Annotated in this window: 11 protein-coding genes; 3 read left to right on the top strand and 8 right to left on the bottom strand. The window is 63.2% G+C overall.

Going from position 1 to position 12899, the window contains the following annotated elements; translation table 11 throughout:
• Positions 1–13 precede the first annotated feature (13 nt).
• The 8 genes from tsaE to AC0L3E_RS30280 all read right to left on the bottom strand — a co-directional run bounded on the left by tsaE (position 14) and on the right by AC0L3E_RS30280 (position 9831).
• Positions 14–1519 carry a tRNA (adenosine(37)-N6)-threonylcarbamoyltransferase complex ATPase subunit type 1 TsaE gene (tsaE, locus tag AC0L3E_RS30315; protein WP_128306804.1) on the bottom strand — a complete coding sequence of 502 codons (1506 nt, stop codon included), beginning with the start codon at positions 1517–1519 and terminating at the stop codon, positions 14–16.
• Between the two features lie 8 nt (positions 1520–1527).
• On the bottom strand, positions 1528–4083 hold the full coding sequence (locus AC0L3E_RS30310; RefSeq protein WP_128306803.1) for a sensor histidine kinase: 2556 nt from the start codon (positions 4081–4083) through the stop codon (positions 1528–1530).
• Positions 4084–4282: 199 nt separating this feature from the next.
• Positions 4283–5683 (bottom strand): adenosylhomocysteinase, encoded by a 1401-nt coding sequence (gene ahcY, locus AC0L3E_RS30305; RefSeq protein WP_023810629.1) that lies wholly within the window; start codon positions 5681–5683, stop codon positions 4283–4285.
• A 181-nt stretch (positions 5684–5864) separates the two neighbouring features.
• A complete protein-coding gene (locus AC0L3E_RS30300; RefSeq protein ID WP_027039963.1) occupies positions 5865–6161 on the bottom strand; it encodes an HPr family phosphocarrier protein in 297 nt (98 codons plus the stop codon).
• A complete protein-coding gene (locus AC0L3E_RS30295; protein WP_010912939.1) occupies positions 6158–6559 on the bottom strand; it encodes a PTS sugar transporter subunit IIA in 402 nt (133 codons plus the stop codon). The genes AC0L3E_RS30300 and AC0L3E_RS30295 overlap by 4 nt, the downstream gene beginning before the upstream one ends.
• Positions 6560–6723: 164 nt before the next feature.
• Positions 6724–7170: an HPr kinase/phosphorylase gene (locus tag AC0L3E_RS30290; RefSeq protein WP_164898416.1), complete on the bottom strand. Its 447-nt coding sequence runs from the start codon at positions 7168–7170 to the stop codon at positions 6724–6726.
• 32 nt (positions 7171–7202) lie between these two features.
• A complete protein-coding gene (locus tag AC0L3E_RS30285; protein ID WP_013528336.1) occupies positions 7203–8987 on the bottom strand; it encodes a sensor histidine kinase in 1785 nt (594 codons plus the stop codon).
• 142 nt (positions 8988–9129) lie between these two features.
• Positions 9130–9831 (bottom strand): response regulator transcription factor, encoded by a 702-nt coding sequence (locus AC0L3E_RS30280; protein ID WP_013528337.1) that lies wholly within the window; start codon positions 9829–9831, stop codon positions 9130–9132.
• Positions 9832–10174: 343 nt separating this feature from the next.
• Between AC0L3E_RS30280 and AC0L3E_RS30275 the strand changes: the two genes are divergently transcribed.
• From AC0L3E_RS30275 to lysM, 3 genes are all read left to right on the top strand, one after another.
• Positions 10175–11800 carry a phosphoenolpyruvate carboxykinase gene (locus AC0L3E_RS30275; protein ID WP_127266884.1) on the top strand — a complete coding sequence of 542 codons (1626 nt, stop codon included), beginning with the start codon at positions 10175–10177 and terminating at the stop codon, positions 11798–11800.
• Positions 11801–11884: 84 nt separating this feature from the next.
• The gene (arfB, locus tag AC0L3E_RS30270) at positions 11885–12322 is read left to right on the top strand and encodes an alternative ribosome rescue aminoacyl-tRNA hydrolase ArfB (RefSeq protein WP_023810634.1); all 438 of its coding nucleotides are present in this window, start codon (positions 11885–11887) and stop codon (positions 12320–12322) included.
• Positions 12323–12410: 88 nt separating this feature from the next.
• Positions 12411–12884: a peptidoglycan-binding protein LysM gene (gene lysM / locus AC0L3E_RS30265; RefSeq protein WP_027039967.1), complete on the top strand. Its 474-nt coding sequence runs from the start codon at positions 12411–12413 to the stop codon at positions 12882–12884.
• Positions 12885–12899: the final 15 nt, after the last annotated feature.

Genomic DNA, 12899 nt, shown 5'->3' with positions numbered 1-12899 from the left:
GATTACTTCCAAGTCACCGTTCCTCCAGCAGTCCATTTGCGTCATAGAACTCGCGCAGGCTTGCCAGCGCCGGATGAGACAATGCCCGGCGCAGATAGTCGCGAATGCGCGGCAGGTGCTTCAGATAATAGGGCTTGCCGTCGCGTTTTTCGAGGCGGACGAAGATGCCGAGGATCTTGGAATTTCGCTGCGCCGCCATGATGGCGTAGGATTCCAGGAAGCTTGCCTCGTCGAAAGCCCCGGCTGTGTGGCGCGCCGCGACATAGGCATCCAGCGTCTGTTTCTCGATCTCGGGCGACATCGTAACACGCGCGTCCATGGCGAGCGAGGCGACGTCATAGGCGCAAGGGCCGATCAGCGCATCCTGGAAATCGACGATGCCCAGCCGATCATGCCCTGAACGGTCGCCGCGCCAGATGATGTTGGGCGAATGGAAGTCGCGCAGCATCAGCGTGACCTCGCGGCCTTGCAGCCGGTCGAGCAGCGCATTCCATTGCTTGTGGTAACCGGCGCGCAAGCTCTCGCTTGCCGGAGCGCCAGTGATTGCCGGCACGTACCAGTCGACCAGCAGATCGGCTTCGATCATCATGGCGTCGCGGTCGAAAGGCGGCACCTCGTGGAAGCCGCCGTGCCCTGTTTCCAGGCGCTGCGGCCAGGCCCTGCCGTGCATCATGGCCAGCAGCTCGGCCGCCACCGCACAGCGCTCGGGCAGCGGCTGGCCATCAATGTCGAGAAACCCTTCCGAACCAAGATGTTCGAGCAAAAGGAAGCCTTGCTCCTGATCCTCGGCATGGATCTCCGGAACGCTGACGCCGCCTGCCTTCAAGGCGCGGTCGATGGCGACGAAAGCGGAGACCGACTGGGCGGTGTGCGCGATCTCGGCATAGGGCTTGCCGTCGCGAACCGGCGGACCGAGCACCAGCCGTGGCGAGTTCATCAGCACTTGCGGCTTCTGGTCCGGCAGCGAAACGATCTCATAGGAGCGGGCTGAAGCATCGCCGATGAAATGGCGGCGCTGCGCTTCCCCCCAGCCTGCGTTCACGAGAAAGTCGCGCATGGCCAGTGACCGTGCCGCCCGATCGAAGGCAGCGCCCTGCCCCGACAATCTCGCCAACCGGCCATCGCCATGCTGGACGAGTTCGATCAGGATCGTGGTTTTCGGCAGATGGGCTTCCGCCCGCTCCGGCCATTCGACCAAAGCAGCACCCTGCGCCAGGGCTTCGTCGAACCCCAACTCATCGATCTCGTCCGCCGAGGACAGGCGGTAGAGATCGAAATGATGGACCGGAATGCGGGTGTCGTAGCTCTGCACCAATGTGAAGGTCGGACTCGGAACATCGAGACCGGCATCGTCGGCCAGGGTCCTGATCAAGGCCCGCGCCAGCGTCGACTTGCCGGCGCCGAGATCGCCCTTGAGGGCAAGCACGTCACCCGGGCGCAGCGACAGCGCCAGATCTTCGCCCAGCCGCGCTGTCTGGGTCTCGTCGGCGAGTAATCGCTCCAGCACCAGTCCGGTCATCGAACGCGCTACTCGGCCGCGGCGCGGATGCCCGGCATGTCTGGAAAGGTGCAGATGACGGTCGTGCCCTTGTCCTTGCCGGTTTCGATGCGAACGCTGCCGCCATGCAGCTCGACGAAGCTCTTGACGATCGACAGGCCGAGGCCGGCGCCGCGCCGGCGGCCGCCATTGGCGCGCGGCTCGAAACGGCGGAACACCGAATCGAGCACATCCGGCGGCATGCCGGGACCATCGTCATGAACCGAGAATTCCACCCCATCCGCCAGATGGCGGCAAGTGAGCCGGATGATGCTGGCTTCCGGGGCGTAGTTGGCGGCGTTGCTGAGCAGATTGTAGAGGATCTGGCGGACGCGGACCTCATCGCCGTGAAACGTCTTCGGCGCCGCGATGGCGTCCACCTGGAGACTGATCGAATGCTCTTCCAGCCGGTCGGCCACCAGTTCGGCCGCAGCGGCGATAGTGCGATCGACCTGCACTTCGGAGATGTCGAGCTGCATGATGCCGGCGTCCACCGTCGCCAGGTCGAGGATATCGTTGACGATGGTGAGCAGGACCGCGGAGGACGAGCTGACATGCTCGACATATTCGCGCTGCTTCTGCGTCAGCGGACCGGTCGTGGGCTGCGACAGGAGTTCGGTGAAGCCGATAATGTTGGTCAGCGGCGAGCGCAGTTCATAGGAGACGTGCTGGACGAATTCGTTCTTGAGCTGGTCGGATTTTTGCAGCGCCTCGTTCTTGTCCTTCAGCGCCCGCTCGACATGGACGCTGTCGGTGACGTCGACGAAGGTCATCATCACCTGCCCGTTGGGCAGCGGGATCATGGCGTAACTCAGCACATTGCCGTTGTTGAGCTCGGTCTGTCCGTGGCGGTCGCGGCGCTCGTCGTCAAAGCCGGTGATGGCGGCAACGAAGCTGGGCCAGGGGCTGTCCGCGGCCTGCCGGTCACAAAGGTCACGTATCGTCGACACGTGGACACTGGGCTTGGCCGCTTCACCGCTCAATCCCCAGAGAGTGGCAAAGGCAGGATTCGACAGCCGGAGCCTGCCGTCGGGTCCGAACACCGCCACGCCTTCGGCAAGATTGTCGAGCGTCTCGCCCTGGACCCGCACGGCTGTCTGGTAGCGGCTTTCGAGGTCCATCTTCTCGGTCAGGTTCTCGAACACCCAGGTCACGCCGCCCTTGGGCTGCGGATTGGCGACGACGCGAATGGTCTTGCCGTCCGGCAGATGCCACCAATGTTCCTGGGATTCGACGGCGCGATAGGCGCCGAGCAGGCCTTCCTTCCAGCGGCGCCATTCAGGCTGTTCGGCGATCTTGCCCCCGCTGCGCAGCCGGTCGAGCAGCAAGGCATTGTCGGGTGCGCTGTGCAGGAAGCCGGCGTCCAGCCCCCAAAGCTTCTGGAAGGCCTGGTTGAAGAACCGCAGCTTCTCGTCGGTATCGAAAATGGCGACTGCCGTGTTGAGCTGGTCGAGCGTGTCGGCGTGACTTCGCACCGTGCGCTCATATTCGCCGCGAACGGCCTCAATGGCACTGGTGTCACAGGCAAGGCCGGCCGAGCCATCGCTGCCGGCGAAATCGGTGACCGCGAACACACGGCGGTCACCTTCGATCACGGTGGACAGCGACTGCTCGAAAACCGGATGCGTCTTGTGCTGGGCGGCAATCGCATCGCGCGCCTGGCCGCCGAGGAACTCTTTTTTCTCCCGGACCGCGGCTTCGGCATTTTCGGCTTCGACGGCATCGGCATAGGCGCGGTTGACCCACTTCAGCCCGCCATCCTCGCCGCGGAGCCATGCCGGCATGTTCAGCGCGTCGAGCAGGCCGATCATCGTGTCGTGGTCGGCGGCCAGCCGCTGGTTCTCGATCTTCAGCCTGGCCTGGCTGCGCTGCGTCTCCGAGAGCGAGACGAAACGCACGAGCACATGCGCGGCACTCTTGCGGCCATGCACTTCGAGCGGCGCGCCGGCCTGCGATTCGATGACGAGGTCGAAGGGTTTGGCCTTCTCGCGCAATCCCGCGACGGCATGTTCGAGTGCCGCCGCCGAACGCGGCATCAGCCAGCGGCCGAAAGCGAGAAAAGCGGCCCTATCCTCGGGAGCGCCGCTTTCGACGGGCAATGTGCCGATAAGCTCGGGCTTCTTGTTTTCCGCGGCCCAGACGACCACGCGCTGGTCGCGCAGATTGAGCAGCGCCTCGGAGCGGCGGAGCGCCGCGTTGATGTCGGCGAGGCGGCTCCTGAGTTCGACATTCTCCGCCGAGGTGCGGGCCCTTTCGCGGATGAGAACGATGGCCGATATCAGTGCGGCACCCGTCACGCCGACGAACACGGCAAGCTGCATGACCTCGATGGCGCTCACCGACAGTCCCGCGACGCTGGCAGCAGCGGTTTCGGCATGCGCGACGGCGCCAGCCAAGGGGCCCGCGAGCGCGGAGGTGGCAAGGAATGTCGCCGCACGGGCGCGCCAGGACAGGCTCCCGCCTTCCAGGGCGGAGCCAGCAATCCCCGAATCGTCATGGCCGCCGGAAACGGCCCGTCCCGCTCTGTGCGGGTGTTGCCCCGGCATGTCTTGGTCCTCTCCGCCGCCTGAATGCAAGACCGCCCTGATGCGTGCCTCTCTTGACCCTCTCGGGCTGGAAGCATCGCCGAATCACCTGACAATAACCCCTCGCCGAATCGCCGTGAAGGCTGATGGCGCGCAAAAATAAGGCCGGGCGAAAAGTCAATCGCCCGGCCTCAATATCTGGTAGCAATTTTAGCTTTGGTTAATAGCGGTAGTGTTCCGGCTTGAACGGACCCTGCGGCGTGACGCCGATATAGGCGGCTTGTTCACCGGACAGTTCGGTCAGACGGGCGCCGAGCTTGTCGAGATGCAGGCGCGCGACCTTTTCGTCGAGATGCTTGGGCAGGACATAGACCTGGTTCTCGTACTGGCCGGGCTTGGTGTAGAGCTCGATCTGCGCCAGCACCTGGTTGGTGAAGGATGCCGACATGACGAAGCTCGGGTGGCCTGTGGCGTTGCCGAGATTGAGCAGCCGCCCTTCCGACAAAAGGATCATCCGCTTGCCGTCCGCGAAGGTGATCATGTCGACCTGCGGCTTGACGTTGGTCCATTTCAAATTGCGCAGCGCGGCGACCTGGATCTCATTGTCGAAATGGCCGATGTTGCCGACGATGACCATGTCCTTCATCGAGCGCATATGGTCGAGGGTGACGACATCCTTGTTGCCGGTGGTGGTGATGACGATGTCGGCGGTGGGGGCCGCATCTTCCAGCGTGACGACTTCAAATCCGTCCATCGCCGCCTGCAGCGCGCAAATCGGATCGACCTCGGTGACCTTGACGCGGGCGCCGGCGCCCTTGAGCGAGGCCGACGAGCCCTTGCCGACGTCGCCATAACCGCACACGACAGCGACCTTGCCGGCCATCATCGTGTCGGTGCCGCGGCGGATGCCGTCGACCAGCGATTCCTTGCAGCCATATTTGTTGTCGAACTTCGACTTGGTAACCGAGTCGTTGACGTTGATGGCGGGGAAAGGCAGCAGGCCCTTCTTCTGCAGCTGATAGAGCCGGTTGACGCCGGTGGTCGTCTCTTCGGTGACGCCGCGGATCGCCGCCTTCTGCTTGGTGAAGAAGCCGGGCGAAGCCTTCAGGCGCTTCTTGACCTGGGCATAGAAGTATTCCTCTTCCTCGCTCTGCGGGTTGGACAGCACGTCCTCGCCGGCCTCGGCGCGGGCGCCGATCAGGATGTACATGGTGGCATCGCCGCCATCATCGAGGATCATGTTGGAGAGGCCGCCGTCGGCCCACTGGAAGATCTTGTCGGTGTAGTCCCAATACTCCTCGAGCGACTCGCCCTTGACGGCGAACACCGGGATGCCGGCTTCGGCGATGGCCGCGGCCGCATGGTCCTGGGTCGAGAAGATGTTGCAGGAGGCCCAGCGGATATCGGCGCCCAGCTCCTTCAGCGTCTCGATCAGCACCGCCGTCTGGATCGTCATGTGCAGCGAGCCGGTGATGCGCGCGCCCTTGAGCGGCTGCTTGGGACCGAATTCCTCACGGCAGGCCATCAGGCCCGGCATTTCGGTTTCGGCGATCTCGAGTTCCTTGCGGCCCCAGCCGGCAAGCGAGATGTCGGCGACCACATAGTCCTTGCTACCCGTCATGGCAGTACTCCGATGCGAATGTTGTGCTTGCGAATTTGTTGCGGACACGCCCGCGCCGGTCGGCGCGTCGAAGGGCGCGAATTGCCGGCCTGACTAGCAGATCGGAGCAAGGACGACAATGGGATATAAAGAAATCTTTATCCCTGCATGTCTCTCAGACACGCATCGGCGCTCTACCTGATCAGCATTCCTCGCCAAAGCGGGACGCCACCAGCTGCTCCAGGGCGTCGATGACCTGCCGGGCTTCCGGTCCGCTGGCGGTGACGCGGATCGAATAGCCGGGGCTTGCCGCCAGCATCATCAGGCCCATGATCGAGGTGCCGCCGACCTTGACGCCATCCTTCTCGACATGCACCGAGGCATCGAAGCCGCTGGCCAGCTGGACGAACTTCGCCGAAGCGCGCGCATGAAGGCCACGTTGGTTGATGATGGGAAAATCCCGGACAATTTGGTCTTTTTCCGGGGACAGCGCGGTCATTTGCTGCTCAGGAGCTGGCTGGCGACATTGATGTATTTGCGGCCGGCGGCCTGAGCCTCATCGAGCGCGGCGGCCATATTGTCGCCCTTGCGTATCGAGGAGAGCTTGATCAGCATCGGCAGGTTCATGCCGGCGATCACCTCGGTGCGGCCGGATTCCATCACCGAGATGGCAAGATTGGAGGGCGTGCCGCCGAACATGTCGGTCAGCACGATGACGCCCGCTCCGGTGTCGACACGGGCAACAGCGTCGACGATGTCGCGGCGACGCTGTTCCATATCGTCGTCGGCACCGATCGCCACGGTTTCGAAATTGTCTTGTGGCCCGACGACATGTTCGACGGCATGTCGGAACTCGGTGGCCAGTTGACCGTGCGTTACAAGCACGAGTCCGATCATTCTTTGGTGGCTCCCGTCATCGCCGCTTCACAGGCGCATTTTATGCTCGCCAGCCAATCCAGGCGGCGGGAGCGCTATCTTGTCGACGCACGGCCCGTTGACAAGCCCAAAATTGCGCAGGCACATGCCATTTTGACGCATTGCAGCAAAAAACCCGGAACGGATCATAGAAAAGGCGCGATCGACAGCCGCGCCATCACGACCGGCAAGGCGGCAGCGACGTTGCGTTCGACCGCATCGATACGCGGCACCCGACAGCCGGCGATGCTGGTGTCGGCATCCTCCTGAAAGCGTGCCGTTTCACCGGCCGGCGTCAGGCGGACATGCAAATCGACGATGGCGGCGGGCTCGAACGGCACCGCTCGCGGCCCGAGCCCCGGCACCTCGGCGAGGCCTTCTATGGCGGCGGGAGCGCGGCACAGCAGCCGCCCGGCATGCGCCTCGACGAAGAGCTGATCGTCGCCGACGAGCCGCGAGAACAGGCCGCGATGGCGACAATGGTCGATGAGCGCCAGCGCCAGCGTCGTCTTGCCCGAACCGGAGGCTCCGGTGACGAGAATGCCGCGCTCGCCGATCAAAACCATTGTCGCGTGAATGTTTTCAGGCTGCACGGCTGGACCAGGCGTGGTTGGGATTCATGCTCTCAGCCTTCGGCCGGCAATGTCACCACAAAGCGTGCGCCCTTGATCTCGCCGGGTTTGGTGCCGGGGATGTTCTCGGCGGTGAGCGTGCCGCCATGGGCCTCGACGATTTGCCTGGATATCGACAGGCCAAGCCCCGAATTCTGGCCGAATGCCTCGCCGGCCGGCCGGTCGGTGTAGAACCGTTCGAAGATGCGGTCGATGTTGTCGGCCCGGATGCCGGGGCCATTGTCGTCGACGGTGACGATGTTGAACTTGCCGGCACGCGCCAGCGACAGGCTGATGTGGCCATGATCCTCGGGAACGAAGGAACGGGCGTTCTCGATCAAATTGGTGATGACCTGGCCGATGCGAAGATCATGCCCGACGACGACGTAGCCTTTGACGCCTTGCGGCAGTTTGGCCGCCTTGAACTCGATCTCGACCGCCTTCTTGTTGCGCGTCGCTTCGCGCGAAACGGCGACCAGATCGGTGATGAATTTCTTCAGGTCGACCGTCCCGGCATCTTCACGCGCGAGCTCCGCGTCCAGGCGCGATGCGTCGGAAATATCGGTGATGAGCCGGTCCAGCCGCCTGACATCGTGCTGGATGATATCCATCAGCCGGCCGCGCGAATCGTCGTTCTTGGCCAGCGGCAAGGTTTCCACCGCGCTGCGCAGCGACGTCAGCGGGTTCTTCAGCTCGTGCGAGACATCGGCCGCGAAGCTTTCGATCGCCTCGATGCGGGCGTAGAGCGCGTTGGTCATGTCGCGTATGGCGATCGACAGATTGCCGATCTCGTCCTGGCGGTCGGAAAAATCGGGGATCTCTTCACGGCTCTTGACGCCGCGCCGCACCCGCACCGCCGCCGCCGACAGCCGGCGCAGCGGATTGGCGATGGTGGAGGCAAGCAGCATCGACAGGATGGCGGTGACAAGGGCCGCGATACCGAAGACGCGCAGGATCGCCTTGCGCTCGGCGGCTACGATCTTGTCGATGTCGCCGCCTTCGGTCGACAGCATCAGCACGCCCAGGACGGCACGAAAGCGCTGGATCGGCACCGCCACCGAAACGATCTGCTCCCCCTGCTCGCTGACGCGCACGATGGTCGACGGGCTGCCGGTGAGCGCCTTGACCACTTCCGGGAAAGCGGCCCCATTGCCGCCCGGCTGCTCGTGATAGACCGGCAGTTCGGTGTTGCGGAAGAAGTCGAAGACGAATTTCTGGATGCGCTCGACCAGATCGGGCTCTTCCTCCTCGACCGGCGGCAGGTCGTAGCGCAGGATCTGGCCACGCGAATAGAGGTGGCGCGAATCGAGCAGCAGATTGGCATCGCGGTCATAGATCCGGGCGCGGGTCCTGGTCGGCGAGATCAGCCTTCGCAGCACCGGGGCGACCCGCTCCGGGTTGATCGGGAAATCGAGATTGTCGAGCTGGTCGGAGCCCGGTCCCAGGCTTTCGCCGGCCTGCAGTTCAAGCAGCTTTTCCGGGTCGATGCTGATCGAATCCGTCTCGACCGTCGCCGACGCGGCGATCGCGCCGGCGATGATCTCGCCCTGGGTCATCAGGCTTTCGACGCGGGCATCGATCAGCCCGTCGCGGAAGGTGTTGAGATAGAGGATGCCGGTCACCAGGACGGCGAGGCCGGCAAGGTTGAGGAACAGGATACGCCGCGTCAGGCTGGAAAAGATATGATGGCCAAGGAAGCGGCGCATCGGCACCGTGATCTTCGAGACGAAGGACGGCATGATCCGCGACGGCCGCCTGGAGGCGCCCGCCGGTCTTGTTCGCTGTGCTTCCACTGCCATCGAATAGCAGCTCCCGCCTAGTCCTTGGCCTGATGCATGTCGTTGTCCCAAAACCGGGACCACTTTTGGGCGACATGGATTACCTTGCTTTGATGCATGTCGTCATCCCAAAACCGGGACCACTTTTGAGCGACATGCATCATTATGCTTCGCGGAACCGGTATCCGACTCCGTAAAGGGTTTCGATCATCTCGAAGTCGTCGTCGACGGCCTTGAACTTCTTGCGCAGCCGCTTGATGTGGCTGTCGATGGTGCGATCGTCGACATAGACCTGTTCATCATAGGCCGAATCCATCAGCGCATCACGGCTTTTTACGACACCGGGACGCTGCGCCAGCGAATGCAGGATCAGGAACTCGGTGACGGTGAGCGTCACCGGCTCGCCTTTCCAGGTGCAGGTGTGGCGCTCCTGGTCCATGACGAGCTGGCCGCGCTCGAGCGAGCGGGCCTGCTGGCTTGGCGTCTTGGCGGCAGCCTCGCGGGCACTGGCGCGGCGCAGCACGGCGCGCACCCGCTCGACCAGCAGGCGCTGCGAGAAGGGTTTGCGGATGAAGTCGTCGGCGCCCATCTTGAGGCCGAACAATTCGTCGATCTCGTCGTCCTTGGATGTCAGGAAGATCACCGGCAGGTCTGACTTCTGGCGCATCCGGCGCAGCAGTTCCATGCCGTCCATGCGCGGCATCTTGATGTCGAGGATGGCAAGGTTCGGCGGGCGTGCCGCCAGGCCTTCCAGCGCTGACGCACCATCCGTGTAGGTCTCGACGCGATACCCCTCGGATTCCAGGGCGATCGACACCGATGTCAGAATGTTGCGGTCGTCATCGACAAGCGCGATTGTTGCCATTTCAAGCGGCTCCCTCATGAGCTGTCCCTTCTGTCGTAGAGAAGGGGCTTTTGCAGGACAAATTAGGTACAAAATGTGGCATAGGCCTTGTCCGCTGTCACGCGCGGCATGCCGGCGGCCACAATCCTACCTCGACATGGATTGGACGAACGGACATCGCCAATCCTTTGGGCAACCGCGAAACTTTTTACACATATAAACGATTTAAACAACTTTCAAAATATTTAAATCGATTAATGATTTGATATCATTTGGCTTTTCTGGTTCTGACCATCTCAGCCCGCGTAGTGGGCGTGCTGGAAACGTGCCGGCAAAGATGCGGCAAATCCAAGAGGGACACTCGATGTCGGAAGTCGGCAAACGCAATTCCGCCTGCGCGATCGATCATATCGGCCTGAAAACCACCGGCGTGGTGCGCTATAATTTCGGTGCGGCTGCCCTTTATGAGGAATCGATCCGGCGCGGCGAGGCCCGCTTGACCGCCCATGGCGCGCTGGTCGCCGAGACCGGACAGCACACCGGCCGCTCGCCCAAGGACAAGTTCGTCGTCCGCGATGGCGCCACCGAACCACATGTCTGGTGGGACAACAACAAGGCGATCTCGCCGGCCCAGTTCGACACGCTGCTCGCCGATTTCCAGGCGCATGCCGCGGACAAGGATCTATACGTCCAGGATCTGGTCGGCGGCGCCGATGCGGAGTCGAGGCTGCCGACCAGGGTGATCACCGAATTTGCCTGGCACTCGCTGTTCATCCGCAATCTGCTGATCCGTCCGGATGCCGCCGAACTCGAACAGTTCGTGCCTGAGATGACGATCATCGACCTGCCGTCCTTCCGCGCCGATCCCCTTCGTCACGGCAGCCGCACCGAAACGGTGATCGCCGTCGATCTTTCGCGCAAGATCGTGCTGATCGGCGGCACCTCCTATGCCGGCGAGATGAAGAAGTCGGTGTTCACCATGCTCAACTATCTGCTGCCGGCGAAAGGCGTGATGCCGATGCATTGCTCGGCCAATGAGGGTGCGGCCGGCGACGCCGCCATCTTCTTCGGCCTGTCGGGCACCGGCAAGACGACGCTCTCGGCCGATCCCTCGCGCACGCTGATCGGCGACGACGAGCATGGCTGGGGGCCGCACGGCATCTTCAATTTCGAAGGCGGCTGCTACGCCAAGACGATCAAGCTGTCGGCGGAAGCCGAGCCGGAAATCTTCGCCACCACGCAACGCTTCGGCACGGTGCTGGAAAATGTCGTGCTCGACGCTGATGGCGTGCCGGATTTCAACGACGGAAGACTGACCGAGAACACACGCTGCGCCTACCCGCTGGACTTCATCCCCAATGCCAGCAAGACCGGCCGCGCCAACCATCCCAACAACATCATCATGCTGACCGCCGATGCGTTCGGCGTGATGCCGCCGATCGCGCGGCTGACCCCGGCGCAGGCGATGTATCATTTCCTGTCCGGTTACACCGCCAAGGTGGCCGGAACCGAAAAGGGCGTGACCGAGCCCGAAGCGACGTTTTCGACCTGTTTCGGTGCGCCGTTCATGCCGCGCCACCCTTCCGAATACGGCAATCTGCTGCGCGAGCTGATTGCACGCCACGGCGCCGATTGCTGGCTGGTCAATACCGGCTGGACCGGCGGCGCCTACGGCACCGGCAAGCGCATGCCGATCAAGGCGACGCGCGCCTTGCTTGCAGCCGCACTTGACGGCTCGCTGAAGACGGCCGAGTTCCGCACCGACCCTCATTTCGGTTTCGAGGTGCCGGTGGCTGTGCCGGGCATCGATAGCGCCATTCTCGACCCGATGATTCTGGACCCCCGGGCGACCTGGGCCGACAAGGCCGGCTATGACCGGCAGGCGGCACGGCTGGTCGGCATGTTCGCCGTCAATTTCGAGAAATTCGAAAGCCATGTCGACGCCGTGGTGCTGGGCGCGGCGCCGCGCATGCAGGAAGCGGCGGAGTAATCGCGCCACAGGGGTCAGCTTTCGTTGAAAGGCCCGGTTCGATCGGGCCTTTTCTTTTTCGATCCGCCGCGCCATGACTGCGGCATGGCGAGCGACGACAACATCATCATATCAGGCGATGCGGTGATCCATCCGGGCGACCTGCACGAGGATTTCATCCGCTCGTCCGGTCCCGGCGGCCAGAACGTCAACAAGGTGGCGACGGCGGTGCAACTGCGCTTCGACGCGGCCAACGCAACGGGTCTGTCGGAGCGCGTGCGCGAGCGGACGATCAAGCTTGCCGGCCAGCGTGCCACCAAGGACGGTGTCATCGTCATCGAGGCAGGCCGCTTCCGCACCCAGGAACAGAACCGGGCGGATGCGCGGGCACGGCTGACGGCATTGGTCGCCAAGGCCGCCGAACCGCCACCGCCGCCGCGCAAGAAGACACGGCCGTCGAAGGGTGCCGTGGAACGGCGGCTGAAGAGCAAGGCCGGGCGCGGCACGATCAAGAAGCTGCGCGGCCGGGTGGAGAACGATTAAGCACCACACCAATCACGCGCAAAACGACTTCCCATTTTGGACCGCAGATGCAAAGTTCAACCATTGCCATTAGCAAGGGAGACCAAGGATGGGCATGTTCGATTTCGTCAAGAGCGTCGGCAAGAAACTGGGCATCGGCGGTGACGACGAAGCCGCACCCACGGCCGACACACTCAAGAAGGAGCTCGATTCGCACAAGCTCGGCACCGATGGCGTCGAGGTCGTCGTCACGGGCGATACGGCGGTGCTGAAGGGCGTAGTCAAGGACCAGTCGATCTTCGAGAAGGCGGTCATCGCCGTCGGCAACACGCTCGGCGTCTCCAAAGTGCAGGCCGACGAATTGCAGGTCGCGCCAGCACCTGGCACGGCCGCCGCCCCCGCCAAGGAGCCCACCTTCTACACCGTGAAGAAGGGCGACAATCTCTGGAAGATCGCCGAGAAAAGCTACGGCAAGGGCCAAGGCGTCAAGAACACGGTCATATTCGAGGCCAACAAGCCGATGCTGACCCATCCCGACAAGATCTATCCGGGCCAGGTGCTGCGCATTCCCGACCTCGCCTGATCGGCGGCTGCCAAT

Source organism: Mesorhizobium sp. WSM4822, from assembly GCF_055811155.1.
Note: the sequence above shows the minus strand (reverse complement) of the source record. Positions and strands in the feature narration are given on the sequence as shown.